This is a genomic window from Cellulomonas sp. McL0606 (genome assembly GCF_058248365.1).
This window is the reverse complement of sequence record NZ_CM177779.1, coordinates 1,143,119-1,163,488: the sequence shown is the minus strand read 5'-3', so window position 1 is coordinate 1,163,488 and position 20,370 is coordinate 1,143,119. Positions and strand designations below refer to the sequence as shown.

The following is a 20,370-nucleotide window of genomic DNA, read 5'->3' as shown; positions in this document are numbered from 1 at the left end:
GCCGGCAGACGCGGAACCCTCCCGCTTCGGGAACCATGCCCTACCGGGTGATCACCATCGTGAAGCCGCCCGGAGCGACCGGTGCGTTCACCCGGCCATGGGAGCCGACGACGGTCTGCACGAGCCGCCCCTGCGGGTCGTAGGCGTAGGCGACGACGGTGCCTGCGCCGACGGTCACCGACTGGTGGCGCGGGCGGTCCGCGAAGCTGCGCAGCAGCGCCTGCCCCTGCGAGCCGGACCCGCGCAGCACGACCCACTCGAGCTCGGGCTGGAGCAGGACGCCGTCCACGCGGGCGGGGCGTCCGTCACCCATGTAGGACAGGGTGAGCGAGCTCGGTCCGGCCGCGACCGGACGCTGGGTCGGCTGCGACCCGACGTCCAGGAACCCGGGCACGCTCGACACACCCTGCGCGCCGGCGCCGCCCTGGTACTGCACGCCCGCCGAGGCGCCGCCCAGGCTGAGCTGGGTACCGACGGACCGTGCGGGAGCGATCTGGTGGTCGAAGACCGGCATCACGCGGTACCGGTCCGTCGTCGGGAGGTCGACCGGGATCGTCAGCTTGCCGCCCGAGGTCAGGGACACGTACTGGTCGCCGCTCCACTGCGACTCGCCGGTCCAGGAGTCGGTCGGGTTCACGACGGACGCAGACCCGGACAGCTGCCCCGACTCCGCCTCGGTGTACGACCAGGTCACGCGGTCGGTGACGTCGCTGTTGCGCGCCATGGCTGCGACGTCGGGTGCGGCGTCGAGGGCGAGCATCGACATCACGCCGTGGATGGTCGACTCGGCACCGGAGTTCAGGTTGACGTCGCCGGTGGGGCTGATCCCGTCGAACGTGACCCCCGTGCTCGGGTCGTACATGGGCCGGTGTGCCGGGTTGTTCCCGAAGTACCAGGCGGCCGCGACGCCGGCCAGCTGGCGGAACGAGGTTTGGTGCGTGGCGCCGGCCGTGCTCAGCAGGTTCCGGAGCGTCACGTCGGCGCCGTAGGCGATCTGGTCCCGGTAGATGGGGGCCGGGAGCCACTCGTTGTCCGGACCGCCCTGCACGAGCAGGTGGGGTGTGAACTGCGCCGTCTCGCCGACGGCCGTCCGCGTCCAGTCGTCGTGTCCGAGCGCAGAGCCGGCCGCGGCCAGTGCGCCGGCCATCTCGGCTCCCCAGGAGTGCCACAGCGACCGGGACTGCGTCCACGGCAGCAGGGCGCCGAAGGGCCACCCCGGTGTCGTCATCGCGGCGACGCCGTCGGCCAGCTCGGTCAGGTCCCGCCGGGCCCGGGCGTCGCCGCTGGCCCGGTAGTAGGCCACGAGGCCGTACAGCGCCTCGGAGGAGATGTCGGCGCCGTCGCCGATGAGCCAGGACGGCCACCGGAGGCCGTCGACGACCTGCCACGTCCCGTAGGTGCTCAGGTCCTGGCGCTCGACGGCGTCCAGTGCGAGGTCGAGCCGGTCGCGCAGGAACGCCGCGAACTGCGGGTCCGCGGTCTGGAACGCCGCGTACCCGACGCCGAGCGCCCAGATGGTGCGCCCGAGCCAGAACGACGAGCCGCTGTCGGACGGGTCGGGGGCGTCCGGCGGGTCGGCGCTCGGGTGCAGGGTCCCGTCGGGCTGCATCCACAGGACCACGTTGCCGGCGTCGGGCCCGGAGTCGTCCTGGAGGTAGGTCAGGCCGCGCAGGAGTGCGCGGGCCTGCTCGCGGGCGTGGTCGTCGCCGAGCTGCTGCCACGCGGTCGTGTAGGCGACCGCCGCGCGGCTGATGTCGTCCGCGTCGTAGGCGCCCTGACCGTAGGTGTTCGTCGTGGCGTCGTACTGGCCGCCACCGACCCGGCGGTAGCTGCCGTCGGCCTGGTGGTCCGCGTAGACCCACAGGGCACCGATGCCCGGTTCCTGCGCGAGGCGGTACGTGCTGTGGCCGGCCTGCGCCGGCGGGGTCACGGTGTCGGTCAGGAAGTCGAGGTGCGCGAGGTTGGTGAGCCGGGCTGACGTGCTCGCGGTCGCGGCCTGGGCCGGCGAGCCGGGGAGAGCGCCGACCAGCGAGGCGGCGACCAGACCCGCTGTGACGAGCGAGGCGGCCCAGGTGCGTCGTGGCGTCGCGGACATGTGCGTGTCTCCTTCATCGGTGGGCGAGATCGGAGTGCCCGAGCACGGGCCGTGTCACCGGCGCAGGTCCGACCAGCGGTCGCCCGGGCGGTACGTCGCCACACCGAGCGTGGAGTCCGACTGTCCGTAGTAGGCGAGCCAGCGGTCCCGGAACCAGACCAGGGCCTCGACGAAGGTGACGTTCGAGACCAGCCCGCTGAGGTCCTCCGCCGTCGTGGGCTCGAGCCACGGCCGGGTGAGCTCCGCGAGGACCTCCGTCGGCCGCGCTGGGTCGAGCAGCACCTGGCCGGCGGTGTACCGGACGCTGCCGTCGGGGTTCTTGGTCGCGGCGTTGTGGATCAGCAGGACCAGCCCGTCGTCCGTGACGAGCGGCGGGGGGCCGACCTCGACGAGGAAGTCGCTGAACGTCCCCGGGCGCGGCGCCAGGACGGGCGGCTGGTCGTCCGTCGTCATCGGTGTCCAGTGCAGCAGGTCGCTGGACGTCGCCGCCCAGATGGAGCCCTCGCCGAAGTACATGAGGTACCGGCCGTCCACGGGTTGCGCCAGGATGCCGCCGGCCTTGGACCACGGCCCGGGCCGGCCGTGACCGCGCGGTTGGAACGTGTCGAAGTCGGGGAACATCGGCCCGTGCTTGGTCCAGGTGCGAAGGTCGGGCGAGGTGGCCAGGCACAGGAGCGCCGTCTCGCGGTCCCACCCCGAGTACGTGAGGTAGTAGGTGTCGTCGACCTTCGTGACCCGAGCGTCCTCCACGCCGTAGCGGTCGTAGTCCTCGCTCGGCGACAGGACCGGCTCGGGCTCACGCTCGAAGGTCGTCCCGTCGCTGCTCCAGGCCAGGCCCACGTGGGACACGATGTCCTGGGCGTGGGCCCGGTAGAGCAGGGCTACGCGGTCGTCGACGACGGCTGCGGCCGGGTTGTAGACGCTTCCCGACTCCCAGCCGTCACCCTGCGGCACGAGGATCGGGTTGCCTTCGTACGGGGTGAACGGGCCCAGCGGGAAGGTGACTGGTCCGGTTGCCAAGGTGTCCTCCTGGGATCGTGGTGGGGCGGCTCGTGTCAGCCCTTGACGGCGCCGCCGACGGCGCTGGCGACGAGGTAGCGCTGCAGGAACACGTAGACGACCAGCAGCGGGGCGGCGACGATGATGGTCGCCGCGGCCAGCAGGCTCCACTGGCTGACGTAGGCGCCCTTGAAGGCGAAGAGCCCCAACGTCACCGGCGACTTGGCCTGGTCGGGGAGCAGGATCGTCGCGAGGATGATGTCGTTCCAGACGCCGATCGCCTGCAGGATGAACACCGTGGCGAGCACCGGCTTGATCAGGGCGGGCAGGAAGCCGAACAGGTAGCGCAGGTACCCGACCCCGTCCAGCGCGGCGGCCTCGTCGAGCTCCTTCGGGATGGACTTGAGGTAGCCCGCGATCAGCAGCGGCCCGACGCCGACGCCCGAGGCCATGATGAGGATGTAGCCCAGGCGGGTGTCGTACAGGTGCAGCCTCAGGGTCAGCTGGAACACGGTGACGAGGGTGTTGGGCAAGAAAAGCATCGAGACGAACAGCGCGTACCAGAGGCGGGTGTGCTTGAGGTAGCCGCGTGAGACCGGGAAGGCCACGAGAATCGAGATGACGGTGCCGACCGCCGCCGCGGAGAAGGTGTACAGCACGCTGTTCAGCGCGTAGCTGGCGAAGTTCCCCTCTCGCCACGCCGCGCCGAAGTTCGACAAGAGGGGTGAGTGCACGAGCCCGGTCGGGTTGCTGAAGAACTCGTCGTTGCTCTTGAGTGCCGTGTTGAGCAGGTACAGCAAGGGGTACAGGTAGATCAGGACGACCACGGCGAGCAGCGCGTAGCGCAGAAGCTTGCCGGGCGTGAACCCGCGCCGACGCCGGTCGAGGGTCGCCGGGGGACGCGGTTGACCCGTCGCCACCGTCGTGGTCGTGACGCCCGTCACGAGGTCGCTCACAGTGCCGTCTCCTTCCGGCGCAGGTACGCGTACGTGGCCACCGAGACGATCATCACGATGACGAACTGGACCATCGAGATCGCTGCGGCGTAGCCCTGCGACTGCACCGCGCCGCCCTGCGCCCCGCCGAAGCCCTGGGTGAAGATCGCGAGGGAGAGCACCTGGGTGGCCGGATTGATCGGACCGGTGAGCACGTAGATCAGCTGGTAGCTCTGCAGCGCCCCGATGATGCTCAGCAAGGTGTTCGCCGTCACGGCTGGAGCCAGCAGCGGAAGGGTGACGAAGCGCAGCCGCTGCCGGGACGAGGCCCCGTCGATCCCAGCCACCTCGTACAGCTCGCTGGGGATGGACTGGAGTCCGGCAAGGTAGATCACGACGGCCACGCCGATGCCGGACCAGACACTGACCGCGATGACCAGCGCCATGGCCAGGTGCGGGTCACCGAAGAACGCGGAGGACGAACCGAACGACTTCCAGACGCTCGCCGCGGGACCACCGCTCGGGTTGAAGATCAGCGTGAAGATCAGTCCGATGACCGTCACGCCGAGGATCGTCGGCATGAACACGACGGCACGGGCGAAGTTGCGTCCCCGCAGCCGCTGGTTGAGCAGGACGGCGATCAGCAGAGCGAGAGTGTTCTGGATGACCGTCACGGTGATCGCGAACACGAACGTGTTCTTGAGCGCGTGGACGTTGTACGCGATCTGCGCCGACGAGAAGAAGGTGCGGTAGTTCTCCAGGCCCACCCAGTGGGTCGGCAGGAAGGGCAGCGAGCGGATGTCGGTGAACGAGATCACCAGGATGCCGACGGCCGGGACGAGCGAGAACACCACGACGAGGCCGATGCCGGCCAGGAACGTCAGCTGCGCCGTGGACCGGCGCCCGAAGATGAACGAGTTCTGCTGACTCATCGGTGGTGTTTCCCCTCGACGGTGAGCGGACGGGTAGGTCGACCTCCGGACCGCCCGGCGCTGCGAACCGGCGCCGGGTGGTCCGCGAGTGCTACTTCAGGCCTGCCTCCCAGTCCTTCTGGGATGCCTGCGCGGCACCCTGGGCGTCGGACTCGCCCATGGGTGCGACGCCGGCCCAGTTGAACGGGAGCGCCGCGGCGGGACCGGCCTTGGTGTTCGGGATCCACACGGTGTCCCACGCCGGCTCGAAGTTGCTCGTGTACTGCGCGATGCCCTCGTAGAAGGCGTTGCTCTTCGCGCCCGTCACCGACGGCGCGAAGCCCGCCTGGTCGTCGAACAGCTGGTAGTTCTTCGTGAAGAAGTCCAGGTACTCGAGCGCGGCGGCCTTGTTCTTCGCGTTGCTCGGGACCGCCAGCGTCAGCTCGACCTTGCCCCCCAGGGACGCGTTGTCCGCGGCGTTCTCGCTCGCGGGGATGGGGAAGTAGCCGAAGTCGAGGTTGCTGCCACCGGCCTGCTGGATCGTGGTCGTGTTCCAGGTCCCGTCACTCATCATCGCGAACTTGCCGTTGACGAAGTCCGACGTCATCGTCGCGTAGGTGACCCCGGCGAAGTTCGGCTCCGCGAACGAGTACAGCTGCTCGACCTGCTTCAGGACCTGCAGCTGCTTGCCCTCGTCGAGCTTCACCGAGCCGCCGTAGAGCCCCTTGGCCAGGTCCTGCTTGGCCTGCGCGGTCGGGTACAGGCTCTGCACCACGCCCAGCATGTTGAGCCCGGCCGAGTCCTTGCCACCGATGCCGAGCGGTACCACGCCGGCGCTCTTGAGCTTCTGGCAGTCGCTGATCAGCTCGGACCAGGTCGTCGGCACCTGGATGCCGTTCTGCTCGAAGATCTTCTTGTTGTAGAACATCCCGGAGTAGTAGCTGAGCCCGGTCGGCACCGTGTAGTTCTTGCCCTTGTACTTGATCTTGTCCAGCACCGTCGGGTTGTACATCTTCATGAACGGCTGGTCGGTGAGGTCGACGTAGCCGCCGGCGTCGGCCAGCCGCGCGTCGTCCCCCTCGTTGGCCTGGGGCACGTCCTGGGAAGCTCGACCGGACCTGCCAGGCCGACGTCGATGCTGCCGGCGGTCAGGCGCGACGAGTGCGCCTGGGCGTAGTTCTCGTTCGGCACCGACGAGAAGTTGACCTTCACGTCCGGGTACTTCGCCTCGAACGCCTTGTTCACCGCCTTGAAGCCCGCGTCCGAGCCGGTAGAGCTGACACCAGCATGTTGAGGGTCCCGCTGGCCTTCCCCTGTGGGGTGCCCGCGTCGGAGCTGACCGCTCCCCGAGCATGCCCCGGTGGCCAGGATCACGGCCAGGCCTACGCCCACGAGGGCGAGGCGGGGCACACGCAACGTCGTTGTCGCCATGGTTCCTCCAACGTTTCCGAAACGTTTCGGACGAGATGGGAGGCGACACTACCAAAACGTTTCGGACGCGCAACTCGAACGGGCCGGTCGGTGCCGGAGCGGGTCGGGCGAACGGGCGTGGCGCGGCGCGTCAGGCGGCGGGGCCGGTGGACGCCCGGGCGACCAGCCGGGTGGGCTCGGTCTCGACGTGCGACGCCTGCTCCCCGTCGACCATCGCCAGCAGGGCCCTGGCGGCGTGCTCGCCGAGCGAGTGCGGCGCCGTGGCGACGGTGGTCAGCGTCGGCTGCGCGTAGGCGCCGACGTCGATGCCGTCGTAGCCCGCCACCGAGACGTCCGACGGGACCGAGAACCCCATCTCCATGGCCTTGGCGATGAAGCCGATCGCCATGAGGTCGTTCGCGCAGAACACCGCCGTCGGGCGCGGCTGGCGCCGGAGCAACGTCTCGGCCGCGCGGCTGCCCGCGGCCAGCGAGAAGTCCCCTTCCACGGCCGGCCCCGGCCGCAGGTGGCGGGCCGACAGGAACGCGCGCCAGGCGGCCTCGCGGTCGTGCGCGTGGATGTAGTCGCGCGGCCCGCTCACGTGTGCGATGCGTCGGTGGCCCAGCTCGACCAGGTGCTCGAGCAGGGCGTTGATGCCGGGCTCGTGAGACTGGCGGACCGTCGAGATGCCCTTCCACCCGGGCGTGGCGTTGATCGCCACGGCTGGGATGCCGAGCGTGCGCACGAGGTCGAACCGTGGGTCGGGGACGGACACGTCCGTCAGGAACACGCCGTCCACACGGTGGTCGTCGGCCAGTCGCCGGTACCGCTGGACCGCTCGCTGACGGGTGGGGGCCACCTGCAGCACGAGCGCGTAGCCGCCGTCCTCGAGCACCGACTCGACGCCGCTGATGAACCCGGCGAAGAACGGGTCGGAGGCGATGACGGACGGGTCGCGCTGGATGACCAGGCCGACATTGAACGCCAGCTTCTGCGACAGGCTGCGACCGCGCAGCGACGGGGACCATCCGAAGCTCGTTGGCCGTCGCCACGACCCGCTCGCGCGTCGCGTCCGACACTCCCGGCCGGTGATTGAGCGCAGCCGACACCGTCGCGATGGAGACCCCCGCGTCCCGTGCGACGTCCACGATCGTGATCCGTGGCTGCATGGCTCCCCTCCCCCGACCATCCATGACGCGCCGGTCGCGCGACTCGTCGGGCGTCTCGTCCGACTGTCCGCCCTCCGGCCTTGCGGCTATGGTCGAGCAGCCTAAACGTTTCGGAAGGCCGAAGGGGTCCCGATGGGTGTCCTGCGCCGTGTCGGCGTCGTCGGAGCCGGCGCGATCACCTCGCTGCACGTGCCGTTCTGGCGGCAAGCTCGGCTGGGAGGTCTCCGTGTTCGCCCTCGACGGCGCCGCCGAGCTGGCCGACCGGTACGGGGCCGAGGTGCGGCCGACGCTGGACGACCTGCTCGAGGACGTCGACGTCGTCGACGTCTGCACGCCGTCGGCGACTCACGTCGAGGTTGCCGGCGCGGCCGTGCGGGCAGGACTGCCGGTGGTGTGCGAGAAGCCGATGGCGCTGACCTTCGCCGCCGCGCTCGAGCTCGCGCGAGAGGCCGAGCGGCGCGGCGTCCGGGTGCTGCCGGCGCACGTCGTGCGGTTCTTCGGCCAGTACGAGGCCGCCCACCGGGCGGTGCGGTCCGGCGCGGTCGGCGACCTCGCGGTCCTGCGGTTCGTCCGCGGGGGCTCACGCCCCACCGCCGACTGGTTCCTCGACGAGAGCGCCTCCGGCGGCATCGTCTTCGACCTGATGGTGCACGACCTGGACCAGGCGAGCTGGCTGGCCGGGCCGGTCCGCACGGTTCACGCGGTGCAGAACCCGCCGACCTCGGACGGCCGGGTTCCCCCCGAGGTCGTCGCGCACGCGACCCTGGAGCACGACAACGGGGCCATCTCCCACGTCCAGTCGTTCTGGGGCAGCCCGGGAATGACGTTCGGGCCGTCGTTCGACATCGCGGGGAGCGCGGGGCGGCTCGTGAGCAGCCCCGACCACGAGGTCACGGTGTTCGAGGACGTGCCGGGCCTCGCGACCGAGCAGTCCTACCTGCCCCCGGACACGGCCGAGGAGAGCCCCTACCTGAGCCAGCCCGCGAGCCTCGGGCGCCCTCGACGGGGACGGGCCGTGCCGCGTCTCTGTCTGGGACGGCGTCACGGCGGTGGCCCTGGCCGAGGCGGCTCAGGAGTCGATCTCACGTGGTGGGCCCGTCGACTTCCTGCCCTGGAGCGACCAGATGGCGGCGCTGCGATGAGCGGCCCGACGCTGCGGGTGGGTGTGCTGTCGGGGGCTCACGGGCACGCCGGCGGGTACCTGCGCCACCTGCGCGCCCGGTCGGACGTCGCCGTGTCCTTCAGTGACCCGCACGACCCCGGCGACACGGCGGACCGCGGGCGTTCTTTGGCCGACGTCACGGGCGCACGCTGGGTCGAGGACCGCAGCAGCCTCTTGCGCGATGTCGACGCCGTTGTCGTCTGCTCGGAGAACTCTCGCCACCACGACGACGTGATGGCGGCGCTCGCGCAGGGCTGCCACGTGCTCGTCGAGAAGCCCATGGCCACGACCGTGGACCACGCCGTCCAGATGCGGCGAGCCGCCGACGCCGCCGGACTGGTGCTGGGGGTGGCGCACCCGGTCCGCCAGTCGCCCGCCTACCGCCACGTGCGGGCACGCGTCGAGTCCGGCACGCTGGGCGCGGTGCTCGCGGTCCTCGGCACCAACAACGGCATGCTGCCCCGGGACCGGGAGTGGTTCGTCCAGGCCGAGTGGTCCGGCGGGGGCGCCCTCGCGGACCACCTGGTGCACTGCACCGACCTGATCGACGGCCTCCTGGACCGTCCACCGAGGCGCGTCCGCGCAGCCACGAACCGCGTCCTCGAGCAGACGCCCCCGACCACGGTGGAGACCGGCGGCATCGTCACGATCGAGTACGACGGCGGCTTCATCGCCACGATCGACTGCTCGTGGAGCCAGCCGCGGTCCGCGCCGACCTGGGGCGGTCTGACGCTGGACGTCATCGGCACCGCGGGACGCGTGCGGATCGACGCGTTCAACCTCCACCTGTCGGGCCACGGCAGCCGCGGTCCGCAGTGGTGGTCCTTCGGGTCGGACATGGACGCCGCGATGATCGGCAACTTCGTGGACGCCGCCCGGGGCCGGGTGCCCGTCGACGCCGGTGCGACGGCCGGCGTCCGCTCCGTCGAGATCATGACGGCTGCGCTGGAGTCGGCACGGTCCGGGGGCCGGTGCATGGACGTCCGATCGACGACGAGCGCGGCGCCGTGACCGCTCTTCGACATCGCAGCTTTCCCGCCGGGTGCGTCGACGGACGGCCGGACCCACCGACGCGGGCCTGGATGACCGCGCGCTTCCACGGCTTCCTTGAGCCCGTGCCGGCTGAGGACCGGATCGGGGCGCTCGCCGCCCGCTGGGCGGCCGAGGGCCGCACGCTGCACGCGATCTACGACGACGCCCGTCGACCTCCTGGGGCTCTCGGCGACGACGTCCCGGTCGCCACTCTGGCGACGTTCACCGCCGGCCTCGCAGCCGGCGGGGACGAGGACATCCCGTGCACGCTCGTCGCCGACGTGACGGTGCGGGCGACCCACCAAGGGCAGGGGCTGATGCGCCGGCTGATGGACGCCGCCGCCCACGACGCCGCCACTCCCCTGATGGCACTGCACGCCGCGCACCCCGCCAGGTACGCGCGCTTCGGTTTCGCGCCGGCGATCCGCTCCGCGTGCGTCGAGGTCGACTGCGCGCGGTTCCGGTTGCGCGACCCCGCTGCGGGGACCGTCCACGAGGCCGATGCCCATCGGGCCGACGAGCTGGCTCGTGCCGTCGCGATGTCGTCGGCCGTGCTCCGCTTCGGCGCCCTGACGCCGGCCTTGACCGGGGCGGAGGACGACGACGGGGTGCGGTGCCTCGTGCACACCGACGAACGGGGAGTCGTCGACGGCGTCCTGACCTGGGCCTTCCTCGGGTGGACCCCGCGCGCGCAGGTCATCGAGGTCCGCGCGGAGTCCTACGCCACCGTGGACGCCCACGCCGCCCTCTGGCAGACGCTCTGCTCGACCGGGATAGCCAGCACGGTCCGAGCAGTCGATTCCCGTCTCGACGACCCCCTGGCGTGGATGATCGAGGACCGCGCGGCGCGGCGGGTCACAGCCGTGAGCGACGGCTACTCGCTCCGCGTACTGGACTCCGCGCGGGCGCTGGCGACGCGGGGCTACTCCTGCCCGGACACGTCGCTCGTGATCGAGGTCGCCGACGGCACGGGAGCGGCGTCGGGCCGCTGGCTCCTAGCCGTGACGCGCGGTCGTGCCACCGTCGAGCCGACCGCTCGCGCGGCCGACGTCCGGCTGGGCGCCCGCGAACTCGCGGCGCTGTTCCTCGCGGGGACGCGCGCAGACGCCCTGCACGCCGCCGGACTGCTTGCCGACGGGCGCGACGCGCGGATCCTGGACGACCTCCTGCGCTGGCCGGTCGAGGCCCGCTCCGGACTGCACTTCTGACCGGCGGGCGGCGGCGGCAAGGGTCGTCAGGTGAGTCGTCGCCGGACCCGGCCTGCGGTGTGCGTCCGCACCGGCGGTGGCATTTCCGGCATCAAGTGGCTAGGGCCCGAAAGCGATCGGATTTGCTGCGGTGCCGAACGGTGAGGACACAAGGCAGCTCGAACGTCATCGCGCCGCTTCGAGCGCTCTGCGCGATCGGGGCCATCGAGGCTCGCGAACTCCATAGTCGATGACGTACTGGACCGAGCCCAGGCCATCACTGGGTCGACACGATGTCCATCGCGAGGGCCGCGTGAGCCCGTCGGCCTGGTGCGCCGGGGGCCAGCGACATCGGATGCAGGACGGCGCGCGGGACGTGCCGAGGCGCGCCCTGCCAACCGTGATCAGACATCACCCGTCGCGCGAGCTGGTCGAGGGTGAGTCGCTGCGGGCCGCGCACATCGACGACGAGGCCGCGCATCGACGCGTTGGTCGCGACGGCCACCACTTCGGCGGCGACCGTCTCCACCGAGACCCATGCGAACGGGTTGTCCCCCCGCCCGAACACCAGGGGACGCTGTTGCCGCCCAGCGGTCTGTTCGAGGATCTCGACCCACATCTCCTTGAAGGCGTCCGGCCGGACGATGGTCCACGAGCACCGGCTGCGCCGCAGGTGCTCCTCAGCGGCATGCTTCATCCGGAACAGCTCCATCGGACTGTCGGGCGACGCGCCGAGCACTGAGACCAGGACCACGTCGGCGCCCGCACGCTCGGCTGCGTCGATGAGCGCGATGTTCCCGTCCCGGTCCACATCCCTCGGTCGCTGCGTCGGGAATCCCGTCACCGCGGAGACCACCACCGACACGCCCTCGAGACTCGTCCCGGTGATCCCTCTCAGATCGCCGTCGGAGTGGTGGCTCAGTGTCCGCGTCGGCACGTCCAGCGCTTCGAGCCCATTGACGACGAGCGAACCCAGCCTGCCGGTGCCGCCGGCGACGAGGATCATCAGCCGACGATCCGGTGAACGGCTGCGTCCGCGTCGACGTCGGCCTGGTCCACCGGCTCGACGTAGAACCGCGCCGCCGACGCGAGGCCCTCACGCACGGTGAACCTGATGACCCCTCGCATCAGGTGGGGACGGCCGTCGAGGCGTGTGCCGCTCATCTCCCACTCGGTCCAGACCGTCTCGCCCTGTTGTGCCGAGGCGACCAGGGACGCGGTGTGGTCGGGCACACCCGCGAAGATCTGTGTCCAGTTGCGTCGCACCTGCTCGACGCCTGTGAAGCCGCGGGCTGGATGGCCCGGTGTCTCGTTGACGTAGTCCGCAGCGAAGCACGCCACGACCCGGTCGACGTCCCGCGCGTTCGTCGCGTCCCTGAGCGCAAGGGCGAATGCCGCATCCTCCATGAGGGTCTCCGTATTTGATACAGTGAGTTGTAACCAATATTGAGGATGCTCCTGTTGACCGCGACCGTCAAGACCCGCCGCTATGACGCGACCCGACGTCAGGACCAGGCCAAGCAACGACAGAGGGCCATCCTGGACGCCGCACAGGCCCTGTTCTTCGAGCACGGCTACGCCGCCACGACAGTCGCTGGCATCGCCGCGGCGGCGAGTGTCTCGCCCGAGACGGTCTACAAGACCTTCGGAGGCAAGGCCGGTCTGGTCAGGGCGCTGCGGGATCGAGCCCTTCTAGGCGTCGGCTCCGTGCCCGCCGAGCGCCGCTCGGACGACCTGCGGGACCTGTCCGATCCGCGCGAGGTCGTCCGGGGCTGGGCGCGCCTCGCGACGGAGGTCGCACCCCGGGTCGTTCCCCTCCTGCTCCTGGTGCGCGACGCCTCGATCGTCGACGCGACGATCCGTGAGCTGTCCGACGAGCTCGATGCCGAGAGACGACGCCGCATGCGCGCCAACGCACAGGCTCTGGCACGCGCGGGTCACCTGCGTGCCGGCATCTCGCTCACGTCGGCGACCGACGTCATGTTCGCCGTCTCCTCGCCGGAGATGTACGACCTGCTCGTGGTGCGCGGGTCGTGGTCCCTACGGCGCTACGCAAGCTTCGTCGAGTCCACCATCACGAACGCCCTCCTCTAAGAATCCGTTCGCAAGGTCTGGGTCACCCGGCTGCCTCTTCCTCACTACCAGCGCGGCAGTTCCACTAGCACCTACAGCAGCACCCCCTGGACGGAGACAAGACGTTGACGGCGTCGACCAATAGCGTCTCCAGCTGCGCGTTTGCACAGATGAGAGGCATAGAGCTGGTGAAGGTGGCGGGAATCGAAGCCGATCCGCCGAGCAATAACTGACGGCGGCGAGCGCGTGATCTGCGGGTTCGCCCTGACATGTCAGGCGCCTCCGACGGATCTGGTGGATCGTCGTTGACGTGGTCAACATGGCCGGTCCCGAGGCGGGCCGGGCCGCTGCCCAGGCAAGACCGAGGGCACAGTCACCCGGTCAACGTTCCCACGATCGGGCGTCTGGTGCGACCGATCGCGAAGCCGGAGAATTCTGGTCATGGCGGAATCGAGCGACGGGGCGGCGGAGACGCCGTCCCTTCCAGCGAGGCCCCCAAACCCCTCGCACGCTTGGGTCAATGCGCTTGAGAAGCATCTCGACGCAGTCATTGGCTCATCAAGTCTCGAGATGATCCGTGATCGGCTTACAACGGTCAAAGGTCGTGACAGGGCCGCCGTTGCACGAGAGCTCGGCCGAATTGCAACTGAGATGCGCGGGAGCGGTGCCGACCACTCGCTGCGAGGCGACGACCTGAAGTGCCTGGTACTGACCCGTGGATGGCGGCCGCCGGCACCCGAGCCAGTGCGTCGGGTTCCCGTCCGGGTCGTGCCGACCGCTGACGAAGGTCGGGGATTCTGGGGCCAAATCGCTCGTGAGCAGCACCCCCGAGAAGTAGCCGGCGGGCTTCCTGGTCTCGGAAAGAAGCGTTGACGGCGCTCGAGATCCCTCTCGTCGCTGCGCGGTGCCTGGCGGAAGGACCTCCGGCTCCGTCCCGGATCCCAAATCGCGTCCGGTCCGGTCGGCGGCGGCCGTGCCGGCCGATCGGGCGCCTACGGAGTCGAGTTGCTCGGTCAAGCACCTTCGTCGGATGGGTATCCCTCGAACAGGTGTGCGGCTCGCCGATGTCGGTGCTTGTCCTTCAAGCCGGGGCCTGACAAGTTACCGGGGTGCAGCAAGAGTCGAAGCCCAGTACGGTCGCCACGGGGAGCCAGATCGGCGGTCGCAACGCGGTCGCACGGGAATCCGAAGTTGGCGCAAACCTTGTTGAGGATGGCCCGGCCTTTCGGTTCATCGATCTCTTCGCCGGGATTGGTGGCTTCGCGGCAGTTCTGCGCGCATACGGCGGCTCGCCGGTCTACTCCGTCGAGATCGACCCAGCGGCGTCCAAGGTTTACGAGCTGAACTGGGGCCACAGCCCGCTCGGGGACATCACGAAGGACGCGAACGACGACACAATGGTTGTGCCTAGCCATGACATCCTTGCGGCAGGCTTCCCTTGCCAACCGTTCAGCAAGTCGGGTGCGCAGCGCGGCATGGACGAGACCCGCGGGACGCTCTTCTGGAACATCCTGAAGATCATCCAGGCTCACCACCCGACGATCGTGCTCCTTGAGAACGTTCGAAACCTCGCAGGTCCGCGGCATCTCCATGAGTGGCAGGTCATCGTGGAGCGGCTGCGCGCCGAGGGGTACACCGTCTCCGAGACACCGGCGATCTTCTCACCGCACCTCTTGCCTCTCGAGCACGGTGGCCGTCCGCACGTTCGTGAGCGAGTATTCATCACGGCGACCTACGATCCGGACGGCGTCATGGACGGCGTCGAGCCGCAGCCAGCTGTCGAGAATCGCAGTCTCCGTGGCGGCGAGGAATGGGACCTCGAGAGCGATCTGCCTCTGGATCCCGATGACGCCGCCGAGGGATACGGGCTGAGCGACGACGAACGCAAGTGGATCGCAGCCTGGGACGAGTGGGTCCAGATCATGTGGGCTCTCCGAGAGGACGAGGCGCGACGGACCGGCGAGCCAGTTCGCCGGCTTCCCGGTTTCCCCATCTGGGTTGACGCCTGGCGAGACGTCGAAGGTCTCAAGATCCCGGACGGCACGCCGGCGTGGAAGGAGAACTTCCTTCGCAAGAACGCGCAGCTCTACACGGACTACCGGAAGGCGTTCGACGAGTGGCTCGTCCGCCACAACGTGACTGACTTCCCGCCGTCTCGTCGTAAGTTCGAATGGCAAGCGCAGACGACCCGGACCCTGTGGGAATGCGTCATGCAGATGCGCCCCTCGGGTATCCGGGCCAAGCGACCGACACACGTCCCTGCCCTGGTCGCCATCACCCAGACCTCGATCGTGGGATCGAAGAAGCGTCGGCTCTCGCCTCGCGAGGTGGCGCGGCTGCAGGGCCTGCCGGACAACTTCACGTTCGGCGCCCAGCGATCGTCCGCCACGTACCGGCAACTGGGCAACGGAGTGAACGTCGGCGCCGTGTGGCACGTCTTGCGCGAGCACATAAGGCGGCACGAGCCCATCCTGAAGACATCCGACGAAGGCAGGCGCATCTTTTCGGCTGTGGTGACGCATTCGCCGCTGAGCCCCGACGACGTCTTGGAGTCAGTCGTGCGCGAGGGTCAGGCGCGCCGCGGCGACTGACGCGGCTACTCGAGCCGCGGCGAGGCGAGGCACCTCGTGCTCCCAGATTCGTATGACGGTCCAGCCCAGCGCGTCGAGCATGCGATCGGTATCACGGTCTCGCGCTTCGTTGGCGGCAAGTTTCTCTGTCCACCAAGTCGAGTTCGCTTGCGGCTTGGTTCCGTGATCGGGGCAACCGTGCCAGAAGCAGCCGTCGACGAAGACCGCCACATGGCACCGAGTGAAAGCCACGTCAACGGTGCGGCGTCGTTGCCCCGGGACAGGTAGACCGACCCGATACCTGAGACCGAGGCGATGGAGCTCGCGTCGAAGGGCGATCTCCGGCGCCGTGTCTCGTCTACGAGCCGCAGCCATTCGCCTCGAGACAAGCGAGGACGACGCCCCTGGGTGGGGCGGGACATGCTGAGGGATCGCTCCCGGTATCACCTGGTGAGGTTCTCCACAGCCTCGAGCACGGCCAGAAGCCCGTCCTTGGTCACGGTCGCCCCGCGTGATTCGTAGGTCGGTAGCCATCGACCACCATCTGCTTCGACGATGCCGCGCGCAAGTTGAGGCTTGTCTGCCTTCGCGTCGATCTGAAGGCCGAGCCGCGTGTTCACGAGCTCGAAGATCAGCTTCGGCTCTGTCGACCCGGTGGACATCGGGGGGGCCGGAACGCCGATCAATCGAGCGATCTCGACCACGATCTCGTCCTTGCGCCCCGGCCTCGGCCAACTGACGTCGATCGTCATCGTGCGCCCCTCAACCTGTCGATCGTTAGTGTCGTCCAGTCACGGACGCCTGCCAGCGTCTCGTCCGTCTTCGTTTCGACGCCCAAGAGAAGCTGCGAGCCGGATCCGGTCGAGAACCACCGTGCGAGCGGCGAGCGCGCTCCACGCGACACCCGCAGCAACCACTTCGGGGATTGCGAGCGCGGTCGTCGGATCGACATCTAGGCGAAGCCACCCCGCCCACACGCGGACGTCAACGTCGCGGGCCTTGTGCACATAGTCGCGCTCGACGGTGCACTGAACGAGGGTCACGGGGAATCCCGATCGGCCGTCCGGAAACGGCAGCCACGCGACGACGTCGACGCCTCCGTCTTTCGAGTATGGCGGCCTGTAGGCGCTCCCGACCGGTACGCCCAGTTCGGACGCCAGCCATCTGACAGCGTCGGAGAACTCGCGTGGCCGTCCAACGTCCGACGGCCACCCAAAGCGCAGAGCGTGCGTGCCGGCGCCGTAGAGCCGGCGAAGTGCGGCGACCGTGATCTGCTCGTGGATGAGCGCGGCCTGCGACAGCTGGACCTCAGACCGGACCGGCGACTCGGCACTCATGAGGAGCATCGACGTCCAGGCGTAGGACGCGGCGTCAGGGAGAGCGGCGATACCGGACCCCGTCCTGAAGGGGTATGCGCCACCGAGCAGGGCGGCGCGGCGCGCCATCGTGTGCCGACCCAGGTCGACGTCGGCGTCGCGGACACCGGCACCCTCGGCGAGGGCGTGCAGCGGGGCCGCTCCAAGCCCGCGATCCTCCCTGATCACCGTCACCTCAAGCCAATCTGCGACCTTGTCGGCTCTCGGCGACGGCGCGTATGCCTCAGACATCTTCGAAGGCCGCCAGGACCGCGTCGGTCGCACTCTTGACCTCGTCGACGAGGTCGCGAACTTCGGCGTCCGTGACGAAGTCGGGAAGGTCCTCGAGTGCGGCTGCTAGCGAGTTCTTGCCGGTCCTGAGCCGGAGCATGAGGCGCCCTCGCGGATCGGCCTCTGCGTCCTTGACCGTCTGGATCGCGACCTCGAGCGACTCACCTCGACGCAGCGCAGCAAGGCCGGCGCCGGCCGCGACGACATTGCCCAGCTTACTGATGTCGCGGGACTCGCCGATCTTCGGCTCGATCTCGCCGTCGCCGTAGATCCAGGTGATCAGTTCCCTGAGCTTCGGCTCCTTCTCCGCTGCGATCGGGTCGGTGCCCGGGACCGTCTTGGTGCCCAGATCGGCTCCGATGTGGGTCCGTAGTCTCGTGGTGCTCATAGCGACCGTCATAAGTGAGAACGCACGCTCGATGTGACCGGTCTCGATTCCGAGGCGCTGAGCCTGGTCAACGATCGCCTGATCGCGGTAGAGGTTGCCGACGCGAGTCCGGTCGATGCCGATCATTTCGGCGACGTCCTTGAAGCTCATCTCGTCCTCGTCGACGAGACGAGCGATATAGCGCGCCTGTGCGTATGGCTCCCACTGCAAGATTCCAGAGATGTGACGGAACCCGATGATCGGCGTGGCCTCGGCGCGATCGGCGAGGACGACGACGGGGATCAGGTCGCCCATTTTCACCCGGGCCTGCTCCGCCAACGCGTCCCACTGCTTTCGCCCCGCGAACTGGGCTCGCAGGTCGGCATTCGCCAGCCCTAGCAGAGCCGTGAGTCGGCGGTTGCCCTCGACGACGGTCCAAGCGCTCGGTTCGTCGGCAGCAATCACGATCAGCGGTTCGCTGCCGAAGAATCCGTGCGATGCGATCGACTCCGCGACCGTGATCGCTTCGAATCCCAGTTCAAGGCTGACTGCAAGGTCGTCCTGCGCGGCACCCTGGTCGCCTTGCGCCATCCGCGGGTTGTGAGCGTCCAGTCTCAGGTCCTGAAGCGCAACCTTCCGCGCCTCTCCTTTCGACCGGATGTCGGCAATGGACTCCATGTCAGCCCTTCCTTGTAACTTGTCGATCGCCCGCGTGGACGGCGAGTGTGAGCAGGTCGGGTGTGGCTCCGGACTGCGTGGAACGAACCCGGTGAACCTGGAGCACGACTCGAGACGAGTCGATCTGTGCGCCGCCGACGCTGCGGTCGCCCGGGTACCACGGCACTCCGTCCCGCTGGCGGGGATCGGATCCCTGCATCAAGTTGATGAAGCCGGTCTCACGGTCCCAGTCGCGTAATCGGGGGCCACCTTCGGGGTGCTCCATCAGGGCGACCAGGACTGGCCCGTGCGACTCGGGTTGACGTCGTACAAGATCCCGGAGTCGTCGGGTCGCCACCCCGGGCTAGCGCCGATCGGGGAGCCGGACCAGCGCCCGAGAACGTCCGCAGCCTCCTGCAGCGAGACCTCGATCGAACGGTGCGAGAGACGTCCGTAGTCGGCAAACGGAGCCTCGAACAATCCGAGTTCCCGAACGAGGCGAAGGTTCGCGCCAATGTCGGTGTCGACGACCGAGGGTCGGCGGGCTGGTGCCAGCCGGGCCGAGCATTAAAGCTGATCAACGACGTGAGAACCGACTGTCGTGTGGGCTTGGCCCCTGCGGGAAGAAGGAGACCTATTTCGGCGGCCCACTCCCCCACGTCCTGGCCGCTCGCTATCCAGTCCTCAAGCCTCGCGCGCAGGTCGTACTCCGTGTCGACGATCTCGCGAAGCAGGCGCAGCGTTCGAGGAGTGGCAAAGAACTGGCAGTACGGCAAGAGGTCGCCGCGGTAACCGTAGGCGCGCGCCCGTTGCTCGAGCGTGTCCACCTGCGTACTCGGTGGGCGATTCATGTACGTGACCGTCAGGCCCTCCACAGTGAAGCCACGATCGAGTTTGTTGCCGCCAACTAGCACGTGCACCGGCGCAACCCGCCAGTCGATCTTCTTCACGTCGCTCGCCGAGTTCACCAGCCAGAGGGTCGTCTCGCTAAGCACGTAGCGCACTTGCTCGATGAACGCATCGTCAGGCAGGTCTGTGGCGCCCGCCAGGACGAGGCGGTCTCGCTCCTCTCCGATTTCTTTCGGCAGATCAGCGACGACAGCGACCTCGGCGAGATCCTGGACCCATCGGCGAACGAGGCGCTGAAGCAGGAAGTGGTATCGCTCTTGGATCGCGTTCCGCTGGGTCGAGTGAATCAGCATCGAGACCGGCGCCGCCGAGGGGTCACGGCCGAGGAGGATCGCGGTGCCGCCGACGAAGTTGGCGAACGCGGACACCAGCGATTGCGGCAACTGTGTCGGCGCGGCCTTGGCCGGCTGCTCATCGAGGGTCGGAATCGGACGGATAACGGTGTCCGCATTGTCGACAAAGAACTCGCGGCCACCCGTGTAGCCGATTCCCGGGCTGAGCATCTCGACGAAGTCGGGGCGGAGGTGGTCATCCGGCTCAAGTAGGAGCGGAGCGTACGGAGTTGCGGTGAACTGGACGTACAGGTGGTTGGGCACCGCGTTACGGAGTTTGCTGATCGCCTCGTACGTCGTGCTCTGACTCGAGCTGGCGACCTGAGTGTTCAAGCTCGCCTGGTCCGCCTCGTCGTCGACGACCAGTACTGGCGACGCGATCCCAGCCGCGGCCAAGACCTGCGCGAGCGCATCGATGCGGCCGGCGTGTTTCAACAAGGGGACGAGAACGGTGCGCCCGCGGCCCAGCCAATCACTGAGTTCCGCCGCTTTTGCGTTGCCGGAAGGATTGGTCATCGAAACCCAGAAGTAGTCCTCACGCTCACCGAACCCAAGCGATCCGTGCAACCGCGAGCTGTTCTGTTCGAGCAGGAGGTTCGTCGAACCGAGGAGCGCGATCACCACCCTGTACCCGGCATCCGCTGCCGCCGCGACGAGCGCAGTGATCGCCGTAGTCTTGCCAGACTGAACGTAGCCGAGCGCTAGCCCAGTCGCGCCACTCGACCCCGATGCCACCAGTCCGTGCGCCAGGATCTGGTCGACCGAGCGCCAGATGTTGTCACGGTCCGACTCGAGCACGCCACGCATGCGAAGGGCGGCCTCAATACGGTCCCGTTCAGGCACTACCTCTCCCGATGTCCCGACGCCGGTCAGGCGCACGGTAAGGCTATCGACAACGGACGGGCACATCATGAGT

18 protein-coding genes and 1 pseudogene are annotated in these 20,370 nt (G+C 68.8%); 4 read left to right on the top strand and 15 right to left on the bottom strand.

The window, feature by feature from the left end:
* Positions 1–40: 40 nt before the first annotated feature.
* From AC38ZX_RS05860 to AC38ZX_RS05825, 8 genes and pseudogenes are all read right to left on the bottom strand, one after another.
* Positions 41–2,095, bottom strand: coding sequence for a hypothetical protein (locus AC38ZX_RS05860; protein WP_491296673.1), 2,055 nt, complete (start codon positions 2,093–2,095; stop codon positions 41–43).
* Positions 2,096–2,149: 54 nt separating this feature from the next.
* Complete coding sequence (locus AC38ZX_RS05855; protein ID WP_491296672.1) at positions 2,150–3,115, bottom strand: glycoside hydrolase family 130 protein; 966 nt, start codon at positions 3,113–3,115, stop codon at positions 2,150–2,152.
* Between the two features lie 35 nt (positions 3,116–3,150).
* Positions 3,151–4,050: a carbohydrate ABC transporter permease gene (locus AC38ZX_RS05850; protein ID WP_491296671.1), complete on the bottom strand. Its 900-nt coding sequence runs from the start codon at positions 4,048–4,050 to the stop codon at positions 3,151–3,153.
* Positions 4,047–4,961 carry a carbohydrate ABC transporter permease gene (locus AC38ZX_RS05845; protein ID WP_426594932.1) on the bottom strand — a complete coding sequence of 305 codons (915 nt, stop codon included), beginning with the start codon at positions 4,959–4,961 and terminating at the stop codon, positions 4,047–4,049. Before AC38ZX_RS05845 ends, AC38ZX_RS05850 begins: the two co-directional genes overlap by 4 nt.
* Positions 4,962–5,052: 91 nt before the next feature.
* Complete coding sequence (locus AC38ZX_RS05840; RefSeq protein WP_491296670.1) at positions 5,053–6,036, bottom strand: ABC transporter substrate-binding protein; 984 nt, start codon at positions 6,034–6,036, stop codon at positions 5,053–5,055.
* Positions 5,955–6,371, bottom strand: coding sequence for an extracellular solute-binding protein (locus tag AC38ZX_RS05835; RefSeq protein ID WP_491296669.1), 417 nt, complete (start codon positions 6,369–6,371; stop codon positions 5,955–5,957). The genes AC38ZX_RS05840 and AC38ZX_RS05835 overlap by 82 nt, the downstream gene beginning before the upstream one ends.
* Positions 6,372–6,501: 130 nt before the next feature.
* Complete coding sequence (locus AC38ZX_RS05830; protein ID WP_491297311.1) at positions 6,502–7,293, bottom strand: LacI family DNA-binding transcriptional regulator; 792 nt, start codon at positions 7,291–7,293, stop codon at positions 6,502–6,504.
* 145 nt (positions 7,294–7,438) lie between these two features.
* Positions 7,439–7,519 (bottom strand): annotated as a pseudogene (locus tag AC38ZX_RS05825) (LacI family DNA-binding transcriptional regulator); the annotation flags it as partial.
* A 226-nt stretch (positions 7,520–7,745) separates the two neighbouring features.
* Between AC38ZX_RS05825 and AC38ZX_RS05820 the strand changes: the two are divergent.
* Positions 7,746–9,692: a Gfo/Idh/MocA family protein gene (locus tag AC38ZX_RS05820; protein WP_491296667.1), complete on the top strand. Its 1,947-nt coding sequence runs from the start codon at positions 7,746–7,748 to the stop codon at positions 9,690–9,692.
* 71 nt (positions 9,693–9,763) lie between these two features.
* Positions 9,764–10,921: a GNAT family N-acetyltransferase gene (locus tag AC38ZX_RS05815; protein WP_491296665.1), complete on the top strand. Its 1,158-nt coding sequence runs from the start codon at positions 9,764–9,766 to the stop codon at positions 10,919–10,921.
* Between the two features lie 256 nt (positions 10,922–11,177).
* Here the strand turns inward: AC38ZX_RS05815 and AC38ZX_RS05810 are convergent, their stop codons facing one another.
* Together AC38ZX_RS05810 and AC38ZX_RS05805 are read right to left on the bottom strand one after the other, a co-directional pair.
* Positions 11,178–11,906 carry an NAD(P)H-binding protein gene (locus AC38ZX_RS05810; RefSeq protein WP_491296664.1) on the bottom strand — a complete coding sequence of 243 codons (729 nt, stop codon included), beginning with the start codon at positions 11,904–11,906 and terminating at the stop codon, positions 11,178–11,180.
* A complete protein-coding gene (locus AC38ZX_RS05805) occupies positions 11,906–12,307 on the bottom strand; it encodes a nuclear transport factor 2 family protein (protein WP_426594925.1) in 402 nt (133 codons plus the stop codon). Before AC38ZX_RS05805 ends, AC38ZX_RS05810 begins: the two co-directional genes overlap by 1 nt.
* Positions 12,308–12,361: 54 nt before the next feature.
* On the opposite strand from AC38ZX_RS05805, the gene AC38ZX_RS05800 reads away from it, so the two are divergent.
* Positions 12,362–12,994 (top strand): TetR/AcrR family transcriptional regulator, encoded by a 633-nt coding sequence (locus AC38ZX_RS05800; RefSeq protein WP_426594924.1) that lies wholly within the window; start codon positions 12,362–12,364, stop codon positions 12,992–12,994.
* A 1,088-nt stretch (positions 12,995–14,082) separates the two neighbouring features.
* Complete coding sequence (locus AC38ZX_RS05795) at positions 14,083–15,564, top strand: DNA cytosine methyltransferase (RefSeq protein ID WP_491296663.1); 1,482 nt, start codon at positions 14,083–14,085, stop codon at positions 15,562–15,564.
* On the opposite strand, the gene AC38ZX_RS05790 is transcribed toward AC38ZX_RS05795, so the two are convergent.
* From AC38ZX_RS05790 to AC38ZX_RS05770, 5 genes are all read right to left on the bottom strand, one after another.
* On the bottom strand, positions 15,526–15,918 hold the full coding sequence (locus AC38ZX_RS05790) for a very short patch repair endonuclease (protein WP_491296662.1): 393 nt from the start codon (positions 15,916–15,918) through the stop codon (positions 15,526–15,528). The genes AC38ZX_RS05795 and AC38ZX_RS05790 overlap by 39 nt on opposite strands.
* Positions 15,919–15,986: 68 nt before the next feature.
* Entirely contained in the window at positions 15,987–16,295 is a 309-nt protein-coding gene (locus AC38ZX_RS05785; protein WP_491296661.1) for a hypothetical protein, read from the bottom strand.
* A gap of 39 nt (positions 16,296–16,334) precedes the next feature.
* Positions 16,335–17,150: a hypothetical protein gene (locus AC38ZX_RS05780; protein WP_491296660.1), complete on the bottom strand. Its 816-nt coding sequence runs from the start codon at positions 17,148–17,150 to the stop codon at positions 16,335–16,337.
* Positions 17,143–18,234, bottom strand: a complete 1,092-nt coding sequence (locus AC38ZX_RS05775) for a hypothetical protein (RefSeq protein ID WP_491296659.1) — start codon at positions 18,232–18,234, stop codon at positions 17,143–17,145. The genes AC38ZX_RS05780 and AC38ZX_RS05775 overlap by 8 nt, the downstream gene beginning before the upstream one ends.
* Before the next feature lie 218 nt (positions 18,235–18,452).
* The gene (locus AC38ZX_RS05770) at positions 18,453–20,333 is read right to left on the bottom strand and encodes a Z1 domain-containing protein (protein ID WP_491296658.1); all 1,881 of its coding nucleotides are present in this window, start codon (positions 20,331–20,333) and stop codon (positions 18,453–18,455) included.
* Positions 20,334–20,370: the final 37 nt, after the last annotated feature.